Genomic DNA, 20,582 nt, shown 5'->3' with positions numbered 1-20,582 from the left:
ATTACCAGTACCTCCTTATTCCCAATAATTTACCTCCCCAATATCCACTAAGACATGGGTCGTATTTAACAGGCTTTTCTTTATTAGGTGCATGAATCATTTTACCATCACCTGCATAAAGTCCAACATGACCATCAAAACATAATATATCTCCAAGCTGTACATTTTCTTTTGTTATTTTCTTACCACTACCTCTTTGTTGGCTACTTGTACGAGGTATAGATATACCCACTTTCTTATGACAAAATTGAGTAAGGCCAGAGCAATCAAATTGATTAGGTCCAGTTGCTCCCCATACATAAGGTTTACCTAGCTTGGTTTTAGCAACTTCAACTATTCTACTTCCAACAGAAGAATAGTTATTACCGATTGAAGTTACTTCGCATCCAATTACGGCTGTACCTTTACGTCTACCAAAAGAATTAGCTTCTTTTCTATTAGCCATTAATAAGTCAATGTGGTAAACTCCATTAACCACTTTTATAGCACCACCTCTGTCAGTGCAAGTGTAAACTAGATTGTCTCTATCTGTACCAGTAGATTTAACTTGTATTTTTGTTTTAAATGCTACATCTTTAGGACAAGCGCAAGTAAGTTTAGAAGGGTCTAGTCTATTACCCATAGCATCATAGAATCCACCCTCCATGCTATTGTTTGCAGGATAATAAGCCGTAAATTCTGCTTTAACTTCACGACCTCCGCTTACAGTTGTACCACCATTAGTAGAAATTTCATCTTGTTGCTCATCTTCTCCAGCTTCTACCTCATGCATTATATTTTTAAAATTCAAATCTAAATCAATCCAATAGTTACCTTTTTCCCAGGTATGAGTATCTCCATCAATAAAAAATAGTCCTACTAAATTAGTAGCACTATCTTTTATTTGAACTCCATATCCACTTGTGCAAGAAATATCACCAAATCCACTTATACTGCATGTTTGTTCAACACCTTTAAGAAGTTTTTTAGCTTCTACAGTAGAATCCTTTCCTTCTTCTGATTTATATACATCTTGGAAAAGTCCATGTATTCTTAACATTTCACTATCTCTAACTTCCGATTGTTTATTACCTGTTTGGTCTACTATTAATACTCTGTTAACCATATTAGATACACTTTCTTTAAAAGAAGAATCCAATATGTTTTTACCTTCCTCAAAAGCTACCTTTAATCTTACAATACCTTTTTCAACAACTGATATTTTGCCTTCACTACAAGTTATCATATACATCTTATTGTCGTTCTTGGATTGTTCTGTATATGCACTCATAATGCAATTATATATTTCAACACCTATAAATATCTTAGAATTTGGAACACAAGCTTCAGCAATACTTCCTATTTCGAAGTTATAATCTTTTAATATCTTATTTGCTATATCCTTACCATTACTACCTTTTAAATTGTACGATACTTTTATTTTGTTAAGCTTTTCAGCATAATCGAAACATAAATAATTAACTATACCTTTGCTATCTTTTTCTCTCTCATACACAAACCCTCTAAATATTTCCTTATCATCAACGTAAGCCATTATCAAAGTCGAAAGAGGTATATCTACATCATTAAAGCAACTAAATTCTAACTTTCTACTACAAGCTTTTATATTCCCACTCCAAATAGCTTTAGTTAATATACTAGAAACATCATAAATTTCTCCGTTAATCTTTTTACAAATTATTTTTAATTTGTTCATATCGTCACCTACGGAATTATTAATATCCAGTTAGGATATATAATGTTGTTATTAGCTAAACTAGGATACTTATTCTTATTAGCTTCATTTATCTTCTTATATATACTTCCCTTACCATAATACTTATGTGATATATCCCATAGACTATCTCCTTTTACAACTTTATGTGTCCTTTGAGTATCACTTGTATTTGTAGAAATTGGTCTATTTGAATTTCCATTATTATCAAGTCTAGGAATATTTTTAGGTCTATGCTCTATTAAATTTAGTTCGAAATATAGGTCTCTAGTTCCATCTTGCTCTCTAGTGTTAAAATCTTTTATTTTACACAACATATTGGTTGGTGTTTCAGTTATTATAATTCTTAAAACAGTTTCATTATACATCCACCCTTGCAACTTATCAGAATACCCATATGGATCCATATTATTACTAGCGAAACTATAATCTTGTTTAGGGAAAAAACCTTCTAAATCTATAGTCTTAAGCTTCATTCCATTAGAGGTATCAACCTCACCTAATTTAACCACACTTTCTGCATCTATATCTAAACTTCTGTCTACTCCTAAAACAGCAGGTGTGATAGGAAGTTTAATTCTATCATTATCTGTACCTATCCAAACCTCCATTTTACACACCTCCCATTATAATTCTATTTTGGTTAAGCTTTTTAACTAACTTAGTTGCAACTTTATCAATATCAGCTTCTTCTCTTACTGTTAATCCTTTAATAGTTATATTTACACCATTAACTTGATTTTTATCAAGTCTCTTAGCCTCTCCCTTTGTCAGAATTCTTTCTCCATCATGCAGCCTAAAAGGAATTTCATTACCTCGTACTTCTCTAGTACCAAAAGCACTTCTTTTACCTTTCTTAGGAGTACTTTTTTTACCATCATCACCAGTAAACACTTTTTTTACAGTAGCTACAATAGGATTATTATTAATCTTATCGCACATATTTTTCCACCAATCTCCAACCTTTTGAATAGCTGTAGAAAGTTTATCAAGTGTTTTTAAAAGTAAAGACAGTATAGGTTTAACAACAACCCAAGCTGCTTCAAGCAATACTCCTATAACACTCCATACAGCATTCCAAATAACTCCAAGTCCATTAACTATATTTGATATTTCTGATCCATGCTCTCCTATAAAATTAAATATTTTTTCGATTATAGGCTTAACAGCATTTATAACCGCTCCTACCCCACTCCATACAGTATTACATACAGTTCCTAAAATTTGCATTATACCCATTGTTGTAGGTGATTTAGTTTCAATAGCTGTAAAAAATTGATTAAATAAATCTACAACTGGTTGAATTGCGTTAGTCATGTAAGATATGTCAAACCTTTTAAATAAAGTTGAAAAATCTAAACTCCCAACTCTTTCAGCAAAGCTAATCATGTTAGAAGAAGCGGAATCTATAAATCCTATGAAATTACTCATTCCACCTTTTAGGGAATCTCCAAATACTTTAACTACATTTTTAGCTCCATTTGCAACCTTACCTAAAATTGTGGACCATAATCCTCCAGATGTTTGAGACATTTCATCAACTAGTCCGCCTTGTTTTTTCTTTATACCTTCTATAGCTTTATCGAAACTAGAATAATTCTCTCCTAATATATTATTAAGAGATTCCAAATTCCCATTTTGAGCCGAAAAGAAAGCTTCTGCAACTTCTTGGGACGTTCTCATATCACCAACAAAAGCTTTTACATTTGCCATCATGTCTGTATAATTTTTAGCACTCTTTACATTACCTTTAGCCATCATCATACCCTTAGTCCCGAATCCGGCTATTTCTTGAGTTGTAAAAGGTGTTTTATTAGCATAATCAGCTAAATACTTGTAGTAATTATCAGTAGCTTTTTTAGCTTGCTTTTTACTTTTGCCACTATTTTCTATAACTCTATTTATAGTTATTTTTTGAGTTTCTTCCTCTGCTAATCCTTTTACTCCAACAGTTGCTCCTGCTGTAGCTCCTCCTAATGCAACCATTCCTAGTGCTTTGGCTTTACCTTTTATCTTATCTATAACACCACTAGCTAAGTCTTTTGCTTTGATAGTTATCGAGTATACATTTCTTGCAATTCCCTTAGCTTTCCCATGAATTTTGGAGAGCATATTAGTTGCATTATCTTTAGCCTTTATTGCTAACTGAACGGTTTTCAAGCTCTTAATCTTGCTTATACTTCCTTTAACTTTCGATATAACTTTGCTAGCATTATCTTTAGCTTTTATAACAAATCTAGGAGCTTTAATTGACTTAAGTTTTTTAATCTTACCAACTACTTTTTCTATAGTTTTACTTGCTTTATCATCAGCTTTTATAACTACAGGTTTAACTTTGCTAGCTATTTTTATAAAAAACTGAGTTTTCTTAGTTACATTTTGGATAGGTTTTGTATATTTATCTTTTAGCTCTATGGTGGCTTTTAACTTCTTTTCTTTAGACATTTAACCATCTCCTCAAATAAAGACAAATACAGAATTACACACTAATTACCGGTATAGCCTTGCTATCTTTAGCAAATTTCAACTTCTCTTCTAATCTTTCATCAAGTTCCGTATTAATTAATATATTAAGCAATAATTTATCTTCTTTAGTTAACCTATTGAAGTCCCAAGGCATCATTTCTTTATGCTTGAACATAAGATACATAGTTTGATATTCTGCATTTGTCCTTATTAGTTTTTTATTTCTTCTGTAGCATCCTCATTGAATTCTCCTAAATCAGTTATAATTTCAAATAGATGGTCTACCTCACCACTTAATAGCAGCTTATTCATAAATTCCTCAGCATTAGGAACTTGGAATTTTTTATGTAAATCTTTATTTTTAAAGAAGAAAGTTCCTCCTTCTGGTTCAAATACTCCTTCTATAAGAGTTTTCACTTGAAGCTTAGGAATATCGACCTCTCCTGTTTTTTGATTAGCACACTGCATTCTTAAAGCATTTGTTTTTCCCATTGTTAGTGATTTACACTTAAGTTCAAATTTTTTACCTAAAACCTTAGATAATCTAGGTATTTCAACTATTTTCGAAGGTCTTTCGAAGCTTTCATTGTTTGCATTTAATAATAGTTCTATTGCATTACTCATAATCTACCTCCATTAAAAATTCACTTGTTTTTCTATCAATCGTAATCAATTCACCAGGAACAATATCTATAGATATATTTAAACATCGATTATTAAAGCACATATCTTTAGACATTCTATCTGCGTTTGCTATAAAATATTTACCTATAGCTTTATATAAATTCTCATATTTTTCATTAACAGAATTTCCGCTTAAATTATCAATAGATGCGATAATGTCTACTTTTTTCAACTTGTCATCCATATATGAACTCTCCTAAAATTTAAATTAAAAAAGCTAGGTTTCACCCTAGCCTGTAAGTTATTTTTACTTATCCTATTAAATCAAGTGGAGTAACCCATTCATAAGTGAAAGGACACTCCACAGTTCCTAATGCTCCACTTTCAAAGTCAAATAGCGTTAGATCATCAAATACTACATCATGAAAAGCCATTCTCTCACATCCATGAGCATCGGGATCATCAAGTGCAACTATTATAGTAAATCTAGGAGTTATCCCTTTCTGAACCTTATCAAGTATTTTTATACACATCTTACTATCAACTTTATTGAAGGTAGCTGAACCTTTACGGTCAATTCCTGTTATCTTATAACCCTTTACCATAGAACCACACTTAACGACTTCTTCTTTTTGATACTCATCTTTTGCTTGGAATGCTTTTAAAGAAGTTATATCTTCATCATCAAGAGATAACTTCCCCCAAGTACCACTTATTGCTTCGTTAGTTTTCATTTAACCACCACCTTATATTTCAACATCCATATCTATTTCTTCTGTACTATCTATTAAATTGCATTTAACCTTTAAGAAAACTTTATCTTTTGTATTTTCTTCTTTTATTTCTTGTTCCGTCATATCATCTACATCAATTCCTATGGATTTTAGATAGTTTTTTTGCTTTTCTATATTTATTCCAACAAAATAATCATTTTCTACTAATTCATCTCCTACTAAAACATCTAAATAAGAATTATAACCAATTATTAATTTACATTTATTATCATACGAGTTAGGCATTTTACCTATATAGTTTTTAATTGCTAACCCCCTCATATCATTAAACATTAAGTCCATAATATCCATTAATTTTATCTTTTGAAAATCCTCAGTCTTAGTGTCTGTTAAAGTTGTAAGTGAATTTATACCTCTTGCAAATCTAATAGATCCAGCTTCTTTTATTAAAAGAAGCTCACCTGCTTTAACTTTATTACCGGCTTCTATTTTAGTTTGTACTGGTATACCCGTTACTCCATTTGGTACGGCGTAAGTTATTGATTGACTCATCGGTGTTCCAGCTATAAATCCAGCTACAAAACAGCAAAACTCTGCATTGCTTAAGTTGCCGAACTTTTCCATAACTATATCGTTAGTGCTAAAATTAACTACATATTCAGCATCTGAAGCATCGTTCATAACACATCTTGCTTTATACTTTATATCAGTTCTCATCTTATTTATAAATGTTTTAACTTTAACCTTTTCATCTGTTTGTATAGAAGGTACTGCTAAATAATCAAATTCTTCTAATTCCAATAAATCAAGTGCTGTCTGTATATCTGAATCGGCATTTATAGTACTTATAACAATTTTTCTAGGCTTATATACATTACCTACTAGACATAATTTTATATATTTTTGATTATCATCTGAAAATGTAGTTGGTATATCATAATCATCTGTAATATACTTTACTCCGTTATTAGTTGCATCTCTTAAAACTAAAGCAACTACGCCCTTACTACCTCTCGATACAAGAGTAGAAGCTCTTTTTTTAAACTCGATGTTTATACTTGGTAATCCTGTCATTTAAACACCTACTTTCTTTTAGTTTCTATGTTAATTTCTTTCATAAGTTCATAATCCTCAGTTTCTTTAATAGAACCCTCTGCAAAGTCTATGTAAATTAAAAAATCTAGCATATCACCTACTTCATCGTTTAAAATGTTAGGTTCTACACTAGATATTTCTAATACCCTGTCTTTTACTTTTAGTTTTCTATCAAATAGACTTTCTAAACTATCTGCTATCTCATAACATTTTAATTCATCGTCATTAAAGTACTTAATGCTGATAATTAAACTTTTTAAGTTCGAAGTATTTGTAAATGTCTTTTTTCCAACAGGCATAATTTTGACATAAAAACATTCATTATTTTCCTCATCATTAAGCATGCCAACTTGATTTTTATCAAAAACACTAATACCTTTATGCTTACTTTTAATTAGCTTTGTAGTAGCATATAAAATATCTTTGTATGCAATCATATTAGTAATTACTCCCATAAATTATCTATTATTATTTCTAAGTCTTCTTCAATTTCCTTTTCAACTTCTTCTATAGATCTAGTTAACATATATCTACCTTCAACAAATTTAATTCCATCTGATTTAGGTTTATATTTATATTTAGGATTTTTAGAGTTCCCACCTTTGCCAAGCCTTGTCCTATGTCCAAATTCAACATGTGGAGCATACTCAGAATCATTGATTACACTTACAACAAGCCTCTCTTCATATTTCATTTTCCAACTTCGTCTAAGAGTTCCACCATAATCCTCAGCTACAGGAGTTTTAAGCTTTACTTTTCTTAAAAGTGTATTACCTATTCTTGATAATGCTTTTTTAGCTTCCGGCTCAAAATTCTTACTAGAGTTTTCAAGAGTTCTCTCTAAATCTTCCAATCCTTCTATTTTCATTTTAAACCCTCTTTCTTTCAGTTATAGGTGTAATTTTATGACTAGGATATGGAAATGGCTTAGATGCTAAGTAAGTTGTTGTATTACCCATACTGACTACATCTAATATATCACCTTCCTGTATATCTATATTAGGATTAGTAAATAACTGATTGCTATATACAATTTTGCCTACACCATCACTTGAAATTATAGGAGCGTCTTTTTTACTTAATGCACACTTAATATTTTCAGCTATAATTTTTAGTTCAGAAGAAGTAACTCCTGTTTCTTCATTTTCAATTTTAACTTTACGTTTTATAGTGCATAAATCAAAGTAAGTTGTTTCTAATATTTCAGCTTCTGTCATATCATTTCCTCAACTTTCTAAACTGGTTAAGTAGTTTAATATCACTTGTATCAAAGTCAGTAGCTTCTAATACTTCTGTTTTAGCTTCTCCAACATTGTATTCTATTCTAGTGTCTCCTCTAGTTACAGACTTTATATTGTTGTTATTATCCGTTGCTACGTTATTCCCACTTGTTTTATTCTTCATTGCATTATATACCTTTTCTTCAACAAGACCTTCAAGCACTGGATTTAATTGATTTATATTGCAATGAGATAATACTTTCTTAGTGACTTTATCTATTTGATATAAAATCAACTTATCGTATTTGCCATCATCTAATCCAAGCAACATTTTAATATTTTCAAGCATGAAATCACCTGCTTTCTAGCTAAACTAAAAGAAGCTAGGATTAACCTAACTTCTCTATTAATTCAGCCTTTTTCATAGAAGAATAACCTTCTATCCCTTTCTCTTTAGCTAATTGTTTTAAATTTTCCACTGTCATAGATTCTAAATTGATAGGTTCTTCTTTAGTTTCTATACTTTCTGTGCCCTCAGTTTTCATAAGGGCCTTAGCTGGGTTTAACTGTAGCTATTACTATTTCATCAGCTCTTTCAAAACTTGGTAATCCTATCATAGATACTTTTGTATTAACATTAACAGGATCTGTCTTTTTAGTTGTTGTTATTGCTATACCTTGTTTAACTAATTGAACCTCTGCATCAGTTGCTCCGCTCATTAAGTCAGACTCTTCTGGAGTAGTTCCTAACCAAGTGTTACCTAAGTTTCCATCAGGTAGTAATGTAAATACATCATCTTTAAAGAAACTAGTTGTAACACCTGCTTCTGATTTAAATTTCTTAGAGTATATCTCTATAACTAAGTCTAGTTCTTCTTCTACAAACTTTTTAACTTTAGCTTTCGTTATTGCTACTCCTGCATTAACTCCTTTTATAGCTGCTATTATACCTTCGTTTTTAATTAAATAATTAAATGTGGCAGATGTACATATTGCTCTAGTTGGTTTTGAACCCGTTCTTATTTCTGCATCATTAATCCATTTTTCTATATCACCTATTATATCTGCAGATGCTTGAGACCAATCAGAAGAAACCTTTTGTCCATCAGCTAATTGATAGTCATAATCTAAAGCTTTTTCAGTTCCACCAGAATCTTTTCCTTTTATAGCTATTTTACCTTCACTTAATAACTGCATTCTCATTCTTTCAAGTTGTACTTCTGCTCCATCAACTAAAGTTGTAACATCATCAAAGATATTCTTAGTTATTAAATCAACATAAGGTTGATTAGCAGCATTGCCTTCTAACTTATTTAATTCTTGTCTATCTGATTCTTTTATTAACATAGACTCTTTAAAGAAAGGCATTTCAGTATTTACATCTGCAAATCCTACTCTATCTCTTATTTCTGCCTTAGCATCAAAAGCACTAGATTTTAATGCTACAGGAAGTCCTTTAGAACCTTTTATCCATTTTAAATCTAATCCTAATTTTTTATTCACAGGGAATAGTATCTCTCCTAAAAATGGAGGTCTATCCTTTTGCATAGCATTGTAATAAACTCCTATTTCCTTAGCTTTAACTATATCGTATATACTCATATATCTTAATCCTCCTTAAATTATATAAATTTTATCATTGGTAAAGCTGTTATAGCTGCTGATTCCGGTTGAGTTGGTATTTTAGATTTATCTATAAATCCATGTATAACTAATGCTCCCGTTTCATCACCATTCGTAACGTCTACATCATAAAGAACAACACCTTTTGCTGTAGCATCGTTAGCAGGCAATATAGTTCCTGCCTTTACTATCTTCTTAGATCCCGAAGTAGTTGCATTAGCTTGAGTTAATATAACTTTTTCTGATACGAAGTGATCGTACTTTAATATTTCTTTACTATTTGTGTATTGAGTAACTGTTATTTTTCCCATTATTGGCCACCTCCGAAATAATTATGGTTACTTCCATTTGATTCTATTGATTGTTTAGCTAATCTTGCTCCTAAACTTTCAACCTCTCCTGGGTTTGTATTCGCTCCCTTTGGAGTGTATTTATATGTTTGGTTCTTATTAGAATTTTCTTTCTCTAACTCTTTAAAAGCATCTTTATTACTTTCTTGCAATTCTTTCATGAATTTAGATACATCTTCTCCAAACTTATCTTCATTTAACTTAAAGTCTTTTTCTTTAAACTTATTAAGTATAGCTTCTTTAGCAATAGAGCTTGTAAAGTCTATATTATTTTCTTCAAAGAATTTTTCTACTTTTTTAGCATATTCCTTAGCAGCATTATCTTTCTTTAGAGTTTCTAGCTCTTCAAATACAGAATCATACTTCTCAGCTTTCTCAAAGCGTTCCTTGTATTCTTCTTCTTTTTCCTTTATAGCTTTTTCTATCTCCTTTGAGACATCTACTTTACCAGCTTTTAAGTCTCTAACTTCTTCAACGTAATCTTCTAACTCAGTTTTATATTTTTCTATGTCTTTGCCATTCTCAGTCATTATCTTATCTATAACTTCACTCTCAAGACCTAATTCTTTTAAAAAACTTCTTTTCATCTTTACCTCCTAAATTTACGTTTTTTACGAGTTTACCTCTCGAATTTTTAGGTAGTTTCATTGTTCTTTTACGTCTATCAATAAAACTAAAAAGACATTAAAAAAGTCGGTTATAGCATTGCTAAGTCCGACATTCTCCTTATACACTTGGTATATGAGCATAAAAAAAGATTAGATAAAATCTAATCCAGTTAATAATTATTTATTGTATGTTCCAAGAACATTACGCTCTATTCTATCTTCAACTCTTCTATTTAGATACATTAGCGCTACTTCTAAGTGTTCCAATGCTTTTGAATTATATTCAGTAGCAAATGGACCATTTTGGAAGCATTGCAGTCTGTGTTTTACAATTTCTAATAAATCTTGGTCGCATACTCCATGTATTGAGTCTTCATCTGATCTAGGACCATTTTGAAATCTTATATCATCATATACTCCGATAGAATTATTACCACAAGTCCAGTTAGTTTCTCCATGCTTACAAATTACATATCTGTGATTAGCACCTCCAGGACCTTTTCCACCCATTGCATATACATCATTTAATTTTTCTCTTTTTTGAATAGTGCTTAACTTTTCCATAGTATCACCTCATAAAAAAAGAAGCTCTTAAGCTTCCACATATTTTTTATACCATTCATCATATTTCATATTGCTAGGAACTTCTATTCCTTTGCCATTTTTATTTCTAGCAAATCTCGTAGTTAAGCTATCACCTTCAATGTAGGGTATTTCTGTACTTCTACACCTTGTATGCATAGGACTTGCATTAACTCCCACTTGACGTTCAGATAACTTAAATACTTTACCATCTAAGCTTTGGCATGTTTTAGATGTTCTAGTATCTAAAGTAGCTAAAAACTCATACTTTTCAACTCCACTTTCTTTAAAGGCTATTGCCGTAGATTCTGACATAACATAACTATGCTCTGTATTAATAAGTGAGATAGCTCTTTCATAACCAACATCCATAACCTCACTTACTCTTTTAGCTACAGTCCTTGAAGACTCTCCTCTAGTTATCATTTGTGTCATTTCAGTTTCAAGTATATCTTTTAACCTATCTCTATTAGTTCCCCATATCCTTTGTGAGTAATTTTTACCACTCCATGGATAACTAAGTATTTCTTTTATTAACTTTTCATCAACCTTAGCAAAAGAAGCTCCTCCTACATATTTTTGAACATCATATATAGTTTTGTAATAACTATCTTTCACACTAGCCTTTAAAAGTTCTGTAGTCCCTGTATAAACTTCTGAATAAGTATTGTTGATATGTTTATCGATTTGATACTTAATTTCTTCTAGTCTACTAATCCTTGATTTCATAGCTAATGTATTAAGTTCTATCAATAACTTTTCATCACCAGTGGACTCTATAAGGCTTATATATTCTTTTAAGTCATACTTCCATTCTCTAAACTCTTTTGATGTTAAGTACTTTTCTGCTTCTACATAACTTAATTTATTATCCTTTGCATATCTTTGAAATAAAGTATTTATCTCCTTTTCTATTTCTTTAGAAGCTTTTGCAAATTCTCTATTAAGTTTTCCTTCTAGCTTTTTAACATCCTTCATTTGCTCATCTAGCTTTTGTTGCTCTCTTTTAAGCCAATACTCTTTACTATTCATCATCGTTTCCTAAATCTGAATAATCATCAATCATACGCTTATTTTGCTTTTTAAACATCTTTTCAACTTCCTCTGGATTATCAGCCCAAGGGTGATTCCTCCAAATTAATTCATCAGGTATAACACCTTTACTAATCTGAGCTATTTGAGCATTTTCTAAATCGTTACTTATCATATTTCTAGTCCATGTTTGACTTATATTTTTATTTTCATCTATGGATAAGAATTTCAATATTGCTTTTACTAATTTATTATAAGAAGATTTAAATTCGGTTTCCAATAGTCCAGACTTTAACTCTAACTTTCTGTAGAAAAACTTAAGAGCAACACCCGATGCATTACCTACAGATTCTACATCTTGTTGAAGTCCTTGACCACTTTCATATATCTGTTTTTTTAACATTTCTAAGATAACTTTTCTAGCTTCAACAGGTATTTCTATTTGAAGAGTCTTAACTCCACCGCCTCCACCAGAACCATCATTCTCAGTTTTTACAGCTTTATATCTTTTTAAATCTCCGAGGAATTCTCCTAAATTCTCTCCTCCGTAATTTTCAAGGATATATATAATCTGCTGAATATCTTCTAAGTCATTTGCAAATCCACTTTTAACTTTATCGTATAAGTCAATCAATGCTTTATACTTAGATAGATCACTTGTTTTTAGTAAGTTATTAGCAAACTCTATAAACGGAACACTTCCAAAAGGATGCTTAATACTTTTAGGTTCTTCAATTACTTCATCACCTGCATAAGAGTCTTTAAACTTCCATCTTTCCATAGTGTCTTTTGTCCAATACTCTATATAGTAAAACTTCTGGTTCTCTATCTTATCTTCAACATCTTCCAATACTGCATAGTATCTAATAACAGCCTCAAGAGTTCTTTCTAATCCATTATCATATATAGGAATAATCTCTTCTGTGTTTACTAACTCATACTTGAATTCTTTTTTTAATTCACTAGAATTGCTTATCCAATAATGAAGCCACGAACTTCCTGTATTAGAAGCTTCTATGCATAAGTTTTTAGATTTTCTATTGAAATCATCACCTAATGTTTTATTTACTTTAGCGTTTATATCTTTATCATTTTCTACATCAAAGATAACAGGATAAGTAAACATGTAAGAAGCTTTCTCGTCTACTAGTAGTTGATGAAAGTTGTGAGCTATCCTGTTATCTGCATTTCTTAACGGGTCGTTACCTGCATCCTTTGGCCTTACGCCAGTATCAAGAATATCATTTTCAACTTTATAGTATTTCTTTTCAGATAATATTTTTTCTACCCTATTTTTATCATTAGCTATTATTTTTTTTATTTTCTCTAGTTTCATATGCTCACCTCCTTACTTAAATACTGACATACCTACCTTATTAGCAACTATTGTATTACAGTAATATCTAATTTGGTCCCAATTTGTTATCGTAAAGGCTCTTTATCCTCTACTTCTTACAGTTATTATTCCTGTAAGTTCGGACTATCTTTTAGTTTACGTTTTTCCCATTTTTTCTTGTTTGCGCATGATAAAGAACATGTTTTAGCTTTACTATATTTATTAACTATAAATATATTTTTACAATATTCACACTCTCTTTCAACATTATCAATTCCTGAATTTCTTCGCCATTTACTTTTGCAATTATTAGAGCAAAATCTATTGTTAGGCTTTTTTATAGCTTCAAATTCATTCCCACAACACTCACATATATATTTTTGTTTTTGTTGTATTTTATCTTTATATTTCTCGTAGTGCTTTCTATGCCATTCCTTGCCTTCATCGCTTCCATGCCATTCACTAGCCTTGGGTCTTGCATTTTCGATTAAGTTATTTCTGGCCCATTCTCTACGTTCTTCATTCCAAGATAATTCTTTATGAATTTTTTTATGTTCAGCAATTGTTAACAGTTGCAAATTAGATATATCATTATTATTCGCATCTAAATCTATATGATGTATTTCATGTCCTTTTGGTATAGGCCCATTAGTCTTTTCCCATATATATTGGTGCAGATGTTTTCTTATTCCCGAATTATAATGATATTTTTTCCCACCAGTTGCAGTAAATTTCATACCATCCAATATTATTGTTTTCATAAGCATACCCCCTAAAATATGTATACTTATATTATAACAAATATATCTTATCGTATCCATTAGAATCAACGTAAACTTCGGAGTCTCGTGGGTAAATTATATTCTCACAAGAGTTTCATTACCTAGTCTCTGCCCCTGACTAAACTTTTAAATTTAGCCTTCGGTTCGGATTAGCATTACAGCCTTCCCGCTTAATACTCCGATTTATACTCGACAGTTATGTTTATCGAGTGGTCATGATCTTTAACAGCTTTATCATCACCTTTTTTACAAGCTTCCTCATCCCAAATGTAAGAACTAAACTCTTTGAAAGTATCTTTACAGCTTTCATCAAATAGTATTTTAGTTTCAGTTAATAAACTAGCTACTAGTCTTATTCCATCTAATACTGCATTTTTAGCTTGTTTAACTTTAAACTTGTCTTTCTTTAATTGAGCTATAAAAGAAGCTGCAGAAGGGTCTACTATTACAAACCTTATTTTGCATCCATTAACAAATTCTTTAAGATCATTAGAATACTCTACATCTGTTTTTTGAATTCCTGTATCTCTTCCAGAGTAATAATATTCTTTAATCATTACATGCTTATTATCAAAAGTTTTCCCCCATAATCCAAAAGATGTAGGGTTCTGAGTACCATAGTCACACGATACATAATACTCTTTATATTTGTAATCAGAAGCTTTAACAACATGCTTCTCTTTATCAAACATAGAGTATATAATACCTTCTGCTACTACCCATAATCCTAAAATATATCTTTGATAGAATATACCGGAATACATACCTGCATATCTCTTTTTAATTTTTTCTGATAATGAAAGATTATCATCCATTGTGAAATGCAAATAAAGTATATTCTTTTCTTCCTGTTTATCTATCCAATTAGTTTTAAACCAATGATAAGGTCCATCTGGGTTACAGTTAAACCAAAACTTAGAACCATCAACAGAGCAACGACCTGTAGCCTGGTTAACAAATGACTCGGGCATTAAAGCAACCTCATCAAAGAAACATCCTGCTAATGTTATACCTTGTATAAGGTCCTGTGACCGTTCATCTTTTCCTCCAAAAATATAAAAATAGTTAGTAACTTCTCCTTTACTAACTACCATAAGATTGTCTGCTCTTTTATCTTCAACTTTATATTTTCTAGCTTTAAGCATTAATTTTAACCAAAACAGAACATTACGTCTAAATGATCCAATAGTCTTACCACACATACCAAAACTTTGACCATTAAAGCTACTCATGGCCCAAACTACATATGATAGTGACATAGATATTGTCTTACCACTTCTAATAGCTCCATCTGCTATAATTCCATCTTTATTGCTTACTGGACTATTTGGAAGCCACCATGTTAAAACTTTCTTTTGCTTCTTAGAAAATGGGCTGAATTTTATAGTAGCTTTTTTTATAGTGTTAACACCTCTACACGATTTCATTTTAGCTACTTTTTCTTTAAGTTTATTTATTCTATCCTTAATCATCCCAAGCATCACCTACTTGAGCTTCTAAAGCACCTATAAATCCATCATCTTCAACCTCATCTTCTTGTCCACCTTGCTTCATTATTTCAAGTTCAAGCTTCATAACTGTAAGCTCTAGTTTATGTTCATCTATTTCAAACTTATGTAGAGAATCTATAGCCTTTTGCTTTTTATCTTGAACTCTAGTTAAGGCATCTTCTATACTTTGTATTTGTCCTAAAGTAGCTTCATATTCATTAAGTTCTGTGTCCATGCCTTTTTCAACACCACTTTTAGTTGAAACTAACGTCATTTCCTTTTCTTTTAAAAGTTCTATTCTTTTTAACATTCTTCTTTCTCTAACTGTTAGAAGCTGGATCTCTTGCTCTAGTAGTTTCTTTTTTTCTATTTCTATATTACTTATTAGATTAAGCTCCTCTTCTTCTAATGTGTCAAAGAATATACTTTCAAACTCACCTGTCTTAACTGCATGTTTATTACCAGGAGGTCCAGAGGCATTTTTATTTCCTATCTGACCACCTTTGGTACGTTTTTCTTTCGGAGTACTCTGTATTTCTTTTTGGAGTACTCCATTTAACTTTTCAACCCATTTGTCTTTAGCTTTCCATCCAGATATAGTTTTTTCAGATATATCTAAAGTATTTGCAATTTCTCTATTTGTAATATTTCCATTGTGCTCTTTATATATCTCATATGCTCTATCTCTATTCGGGCTTCTTACACGAGCCATATCACCACCTCGCTTATTCGTCGTTTTAAAAAATAAAAAAGCAATGGCACTAACCATTGCTTTTTTATTTTATTTGGCTTTAGAAACTCTAAATCCTGTAAATACTAATAAATCTAAATAGATATATATATAAGAACTACTTGCATTGCCATATTTAAAGTCTAACTCTATATCTGCCCCATTACTGAAGCAAGACCCAGGTCTTTGACATAGGATAGGAATAAGTTTACTTTCATTGACTAGCTGCATCAATGCATCTTCATATATATATCTATCTTTTATATAGTTTACTAATTCATCCAAAGTTTGTGTCCTTAATTCTCCTTCTACTATAAATTGTTGATTACTCATTATATTTTTACTATAATAAGTATTTACTTTTGAAAATTCAATTTCTTCTATTATTTGTTTCTTGTGTTTATCTATATCAACTTGGCAATAGTTATACATGTTTTCCTCTAGTATACCTTTTATCGTATCACATATCTTTTTTTCTTCACTATTCATATTCTCTTTTTTAACTCTCATTTTATCATCTCCTTCAAAGTATATAATACCACTTTGAGGGAACTTTTTCTTTATTTTTCTGTTTAATCAATTTGTATTCTTATTAATTTAGAATAAATTTCTTAAAATAGTTATATAAATCTATTAATTATTTCATCTTTTGCCGACTATTCAATCAAAGTAAAAAAGGAACTTATATAAGATAAGTTCCTTTTTTACTTTGATTTCATACCAAAATCAATTATTAATTTCTATTTTTTAAAATGCTTTTCTATATTTTTTATAAACTCATTTTGTTTTTCAAACTTTTTCATAAACTCATTTTGTTTTTCAAGCTTTTCTATAAACTCATTTTGTTTTTCAAGCTTTTCTATAAACTCATTTCGTTTTTCAAGCTTTTCTATAAACTCATTTCGTTTTCCTATAGATTCTGCAATTTGCATTTGCATTTCAAATGGATTATGATTCTCACTTCCAAACCATTTGTAATAATTACTTTCTTCTAATTTTGTTTTATCTTCATCATTACACTGTCTCAATTCAATTTTGTCACTATTTATATTGCAACTATATATTATTTCTTGATTATTTATTTTATCTAGCTCTAATTCTTCTCTTATAACCTCAGATTCTTCCTCTAATTCTTTAGTATTATCTATTTTACAAAGCTTTGAAATTTCTCGTATAAATTCTTCGGTTGTTATTGAATAGAATAATTTGCTTGTTTTTTCTTTAAATTCTTTTATCAGATCAGTTCTAGTTCCAATATCAATTTTATTCCCTTTTCTATTACTATCTTGCCCAAATTTTGATATTAATTCACACCAGTCCTCTTTTCTATCATCTGAGACAAATAAAATATCTGTATTTTTTTCTTTAGCAAAATTTATTAGTTCTTTCCATATAACTAGATCTCCATAACATTCCGGCTCAGGCTTATTTTTAGCATCTTCATAACCTGGAGGTATATTTTTAGAATATCTTTTCTTACCTTCTTCATATATTTTATTTAACTCTTCTTCACTCATATTTTTAATTACTTTTCCTTCAAATAACTCAACTACTTTACTAAGTATTTCATCTTCATCTTGAAATATATCATAATTTGATGAAGTTTCATATTCATCTATATTTTTAATTACACTCTTTTTCATTTCCATCAAATTATTTATAATTATATCTTTTAACTTTTGTTCATGTTTTACTAAATTACATGCATCTTTATATTTACTCGTAAAATTTAAATTTTTAAATTTATTAATTATTCCATCTATATCATTAGATAATTCTCCTGTTAATCCAGGCTTTAAATTAGACTTCATATACATAACTTTTTTTCTGTTTTTATAAAATTCTTTACCCACTTGATTAGACAAATATAATCTATCTTTTACATTTACTAATATTTCAAATAATTTTTCTCTATTTTGATTACTTAACCTATATAAGTTTAATAGTGCATTTGTATCCAAAAATATAGTCCCATTTTCTATTATTTCAGATTTATTAATATTCTTTACATGATGTTCATAAAAAGTATTCTTCATTTCTTCCTCCATAAAAATCGTTAATATATTTAAGTATACCATATTTTTACATATAATCACCTTTTATACAAAATAAAAAAGCCTAGTTGGCTTCTAGGCTTTTCATTAGTTAAAAACGAGCATACGTATTTTTTAGTTTATACTCCCTACCTCTACAGAGTTTCTCTTTTCGTAGTCCTAATTTAGCAAGTTGTTGGAGTTGCACCAACAAATACTCTTACTTGCACGTTACCAGGGCAAAGGGGTTACCCTGGTCATTATATATAAAAAGGGGTTTATTAGGGAGTAGCTAACTTAGGTTGTCCTAAGTTGTCTATATTAATATAATATCACCTTTAAACCCCTAAAAAATCTTCACTTTGTAGTTAAAGTGTAGTTAAAGTGTTGGTTTAGTTAAATAATGGTAAATCTTCATATGTTGGATATAACATTCCCATAATTTTATATACTAATCTTTCCCTTACTGTATAACAATGACTACGGTCCATATGTAGCTTCATGCTTATATATTTCATATTGTTTTTAGATTTACTATTATAAAATAGTTCAAAGAAGTTAGTTTCATTTGCATCTAAACAGCTCAATGCATTTTCTATTTTCTGTTTTTCTATCTCTTTTTCTAATTTATTTTGCATCAACTTAGATATTCTTTTTTCTTTTGCTATAACCTCATTTTCTACTGTTCTTGATATGTTATAAGTTACTCCTGTTCTTTCATCGTAACTTATAGCTCCACAACCTCTGTATTCCATTTTCTCTTTCTTTATATCTAACTCTATGTTATTTATTTGCATTTCTAAATATTTATAATTGTGTAGTTTTCCTTCAACTTTTTTAAATAATTCTTTTTTATCCATAATAATTCCCCCTCTATATTAAGCTAAATCTTCTATTGTAACCTCAACACGAGGTCTATCACTATAATATTTTGCAAATGACCCCTCTATGATCTGAGTATCATCTTTATATGCAATATCATTTAAGCTATCCGCTATAATCTTATATACATTATCTATATCTGGTTTCTTAGATGGTCTTAGTATATTGTTTAACTTCTTTTCCTTAACCTTCTTAGAATCGCTTTTAGCAATGCTGTAATATGCATTTACTACAAGCTTTACATTTCCCTCAAAGTAATGTTTAATCTCACAACCATAAAGTAATTTAATGTAATCTTCATACATTCTTGTTTTTTCTGGAGTATAAGCTCTTCCAGTTTTAGTGTTCATACGTGGTCTAGCTTTTCCAACTGGCTCACCATCTATCGTAAAATTAACTTTCATATCAATCTCCTAAAATCATTAAATTTTTTTAAAATTTTCCAAACCTATAATTTGTTTAGTTCTACACATACTACTTAAAAAAGGATGTGTGATTATGCTATTAAAGAAGTTTAGTTCTATTCTATTCATAGCTTTAATTGCTGTTATATCTATTAAATCTATATTAAATTGTTACAAAATAGCTTTAATAAGAATAAAGCCATATTTAGAAACTAAAGATCCCGATAATTTATCTGATTCATTTACTTTAATTTCTTCAACTTATGGTTCTTCCAATAAACTAAGTAAAATTATAGGTGGAGCGAAAAAATAAAATCACGCTTTATTAATTTATTTGCTAATATTTTCTACAATATAGTTTCGTTATATATACACATACTATATAAGAAAGGATGTGTGATTATATTGTTAAAAAAGTTTAGTATCATTATACTTTTAACTTTAATTATCTTTACAAGTAATGCTAATTCCACTCATGCTCTTAGTTTTGTTCCTCCAAGTACATCTGATAATCAATATATTAAAGATTTAGAAATAATTGATGACAGTATGTACCTATTAATTAAAACTATAATCATGGGAAATTATAAAGATAACGAAATCAATAAAAGCATTAAATTTATAGAAACTTTAATCGAGGATTTGAATATAAAAGCTTCAAAACTTCCTCAAAAAGACAATGCTGCAGTATTAGCTGTTGAGTCTATACTAAACTTTTATAAAGTATCTTTAATTAGATTACAATCATATTTAGAAACTAAAGATCCTGACAATTTAATGGATGCTATTAATATATTTTCACTAGCTTCTAGCTCTTCAAATAATTTAAGCGAAATTATAGGTGAAGCGGGAAATTAATTTCTCGCTTTTGTTTTTG

At 29.9% G+C, this 20,582-nt stretch carries 28 protein-coding genes; 2 read left to right on the top strand and 26 right to left on the bottom strand.

The window, feature by feature from the left end:
• Position 1 precedes the first annotated feature (1 nt).
• The 26 genes from KXZ80_RS07660 to KXZ80_RS07535 form a co-directional block, all read right to left on the bottom strand.
• Positions 2–1,696 carry a C40 family peptidase gene (locus KXZ80_RS07660; RefSeq protein ID WP_021432892.1) on the bottom strand — a complete coding sequence of 565 codons (1,695 nt, stop codon included), beginning with the start codon at positions 1,694–1,696 and terminating at the stop codon, positions 2–4.
• 8 nt (positions 1,697–1,704) lie between these two features.
• On the bottom strand, positions 1,705–2,325 hold the full coding sequence (locus KXZ80_RS07655; RefSeq protein WP_021432891.1) for a LysM peptidoglycan-binding domain-containing protein: 621 nt from the start codon (positions 2,323–2,325) through the stop codon (positions 1,705–1,707).
• Between the two features lies 1 nt (position 2,326).
• Positions 2,327–4,159, bottom strand: coding sequence for a phage tail protein (locus tag KXZ80_RS07650; protein WP_021432890.1), 1,833 nt, complete (start codon positions 4,157–4,159; stop codon positions 2,327–2,329).
• A gap of 34 nt (positions 4,160–4,193) precedes the next feature.
• The gene (locus KXZ80_RS07645; RefSeq protein ID WP_156344338.1) at positions 4,194–4,355 is read right to left on the bottom strand and encodes a hypothetical protein; all 162 of its coding nucleotides are present in this window, start codon (positions 4,353–4,355) and stop codon (positions 4,194–4,196) included.
• Positions 4,356–4,390: 35 nt separating this feature from the next.
• Entirely contained in the window at positions 4,391–4,804 is a 414-nt protein-coding gene (locus KXZ80_RS07640) for a phage tail assembly chaperone (protein ID WP_021432888.1), read from the bottom strand.
• Complete coding sequence (locus tag KXZ80_RS07635; RefSeq protein ID WP_021432887.1) at positions 4,797–5,048, bottom strand: hypothetical protein; 252 nt, start codon at positions 5,046–5,048, stop codon at positions 4,797–4,799. Before KXZ80_RS07635 ends, KXZ80_RS07640 begins: the two co-directional genes overlap by 8 nt.
• A gap of 67 nt (positions 5,049–5,115) precedes the next feature.
• Entirely contained in the window at positions 5,116–5,538 is a 423-nt protein-coding gene (locus tag KXZ80_RS07630) for a phage tail tube protein (RefSeq protein WP_021432886.1), read from the bottom strand.
• Positions 5,539–5,550: 12 nt separating this feature from the next.
• Positions 5,551–6,612 (bottom strand): phage tail sheath subtilisin-like domain-containing protein, encoded by a 1,062-nt coding sequence (locus tag KXZ80_RS07625; protein ID WP_021432885.1) that lies wholly within the window; start codon positions 6,610–6,612, stop codon positions 5,551–5,553.
• An 8-nt stretch (positions 6,613–6,620) separates the two neighbouring features.
• On the bottom strand, positions 6,621–7,070 hold the full coding sequence (locus KXZ80_RS07620) for a phage tail terminator family protein (RefSeq protein WP_021432884.1): 450 nt from the start codon (positions 7,068–7,070) through the stop codon (positions 6,621–6,623).
• Positions 7,071–7,078: 8 nt separating this feature from the next.
• Positions 7,079–7,501, bottom strand: a complete 423-nt coding sequence (locus KXZ80_RS07615; RefSeq protein ID WP_021432883.1) for an HK97 gp10 family phage protein — start codon at positions 7,499–7,501, stop codon at positions 7,079–7,081.
• 1 nt (position 7,502) lies between these two features.
• Positions 7,503–7,850, bottom strand: a complete 348-nt coding sequence (locus tag KXZ80_RS07610; protein WP_021432882.1) for a hypothetical protein — start codon at positions 7,848–7,850, stop codon at positions 7,503–7,505.
• 1 nt (position 7,851) lies between these two features.
• Positions 7,852–8,202 (bottom strand): phage gp6-like head-tail connector family protein, encoded by a 351-nt coding sequence (locus KXZ80_RS07605; RefSeq protein WP_021432881.1) that lies wholly within the window; start codon positions 8,200–8,202, stop codon positions 7,852–7,854.
• A 40-nt stretch (positions 8,203–8,242) separates the two neighbouring features.
• Positions 8,243–8,398, bottom strand: a complete 156-nt coding sequence (locus tag KXZ80_RS07600; protein ID WP_021432880.1) for a Rho termination factor N-terminal domain-containing protein — start codon at positions 8,396–8,398, stop codon at positions 8,243–8,245.
• Between the two features lie 7 nt (positions 8,399–8,405).
• Entirely contained in the window at positions 8,406–9,455 is a 1,050-nt protein-coding gene (locus KXZ80_RS07595) for a major capsid protein (protein ID WP_021432879.1), read from the bottom strand.
• A gap of 20 nt (positions 9,456–9,475) precedes the next feature.
• Positions 9,476–9,787, bottom strand: a complete 312-nt coding sequence (locus tag KXZ80_RS07590) for a hypothetical protein (protein ID WP_021432878.1) — start codon at positions 9,785–9,787, stop codon at positions 9,476–9,478.
• Positions 9,787–10,413 (bottom strand): phage scaffolding protein, encoded by a 627-nt coding sequence (locus KXZ80_RS07585; RefSeq protein WP_021432877.1) that lies wholly within the window; start codon positions 10,411–10,413, stop codon positions 9,787–9,789. The genes KXZ80_RS07590 and KXZ80_RS07585 overlap by 1 nt, the downstream gene beginning before the upstream one ends.
• A 198-nt stretch (positions 10,414–10,611) precedes the next feature.
• The gene (locus KXZ80_RS07580) at positions 10,612–10,998 is read right to left on the bottom strand and encodes a hypothetical protein (protein WP_021432876.1); all 387 of its coding nucleotides are present in this window, start codon (positions 10,996–10,998) and stop codon (positions 10,612–10,614) included.
• A gap of 27 nt (positions 10,999–11,025) precedes the next feature.
• Entirely contained in the window at positions 11,026–12,048 is a 1,023-nt protein-coding gene (locus KXZ80_RS07575; RefSeq protein ID WP_021432875.1) for a minor capsid protein, read from the bottom strand.
• On the bottom strand, positions 12,041–13,384 hold the full coding sequence (locus tag KXZ80_RS07570; RefSeq protein WP_021432874.1) for a phage portal protein: 1,344 nt from the start codon (positions 13,382–13,384) through the stop codon (positions 12,041–12,043). Before KXZ80_RS07570 ends, KXZ80_RS07575 begins: the two co-directional genes overlap by 8 nt.
• Positions 13,385–13,509: 125 nt before the next feature.
• Positions 13,510–14,145, bottom strand: a complete 636-nt coding sequence (locus KXZ80_RS07565) for an HNH endonuclease signature motif containing protein (RefSeq protein ID WP_021432873.1) — start codon at positions 14,143–14,145, stop codon at positions 13,510–13,512.
• A 191-nt stretch (positions 14,146–14,336) separates the two neighbouring features.
• Positions 14,337–15,638: a PBSX family phage terminase large subunit gene (locus tag KXZ80_RS07560; RefSeq protein WP_021432872.1), complete on the bottom strand. Its 1,302-nt coding sequence runs from the start codon at positions 15,636–15,638 to the stop codon at positions 14,337–14,339.
• Positions 15,631–16,368: a phage terminase small subunit gene (terS, locus tag KXZ80_RS07555; protein ID WP_021432871.1), complete on the bottom strand. Its 738-nt coding sequence runs from the start codon at positions 16,366–16,368 to the stop codon at positions 15,631–15,633. Before terS ends, KXZ80_RS07560 begins: the two co-directional genes overlap by 8 nt.
• A gap of 69 nt (positions 16,369–16,437) precedes the next feature.
• The gene (locus KXZ80_RS07550; RefSeq protein ID WP_021432870.1) at positions 16,438–16,896 is read right to left on the bottom strand and encodes a hypothetical protein; all 459 of its coding nucleotides are present in this window, start codon (positions 16,894–16,896) and stop codon (positions 16,438–16,440) included.
• Between the two features lie 230 nt (positions 16,897–17,126).
• Complete coding sequence (locus KXZ80_RS07545) at positions 17,127–18,422, bottom strand: PIN domain-containing protein (RefSeq protein WP_021432869.1); 1,296 nt, start codon at positions 18,420–18,422, stop codon at positions 17,127–17,129.
• Between the two features lie 389 nt (positions 18,423–18,811).
• A complete protein-coding gene (locus KXZ80_RS07540; RefSeq protein ID WP_021432868.1) occupies positions 18,812–19,279 on the bottom strand; it encodes a sigma factor in 468 nt (155 codons plus the stop codon).
• Positions 19,280–19,297: 18 nt separating this feature from the next.
• Positions 19,298–19,705, bottom strand: a complete 408-nt coding sequence (locus tag KXZ80_RS07535; protein ID WP_021432867.1) for a RusA family crossover junction endodeoxyribonuclease — start codon at positions 19,703–19,705, stop codon at positions 19,298–19,300.
• Between the two features lie 94 nt (positions 19,706–19,799).
• On the opposite strand from KXZ80_RS07535, the gene KXZ80_RS07530 reads away from it, so the two are divergent.
• Both KXZ80_RS07530 and KXZ80_RS07525 read left to right on the top strand, forming a co-directional pair.
• Entirely contained in the window at positions 19,800–20,018 is a 219-nt protein-coding gene (locus KXZ80_RS07530; RefSeq protein WP_021432866.1) for a hypothetical protein, read from the top strand.
• A gap of 92 nt (positions 20,019–20,110) precedes the next feature.
• A complete protein-coding gene (locus KXZ80_RS07525; RefSeq protein ID WP_021432865.1) occupies positions 20,111–20,563 on the top strand; it encodes a hypothetical protein in 453 nt (150 codons plus the stop codon).
• Positions 20,564–20,582 lie beyond the last annotated feature (19 nt).

Origin of the sequence: Paraclostridium bifermentans (assembly GCF_019916025.1) — a bacterium.
Classification (GTDB): Bacteria; Bacillota; Clostridia; order Peptostreptococcales; family Peptostreptococcaceae; genus Paraclostridium; species Paraclostridium bifermentans.
Note: the sequence above shows the minus strand (reverse complement) of the source record. Positions and strands in the feature narration are given on the sequence as shown.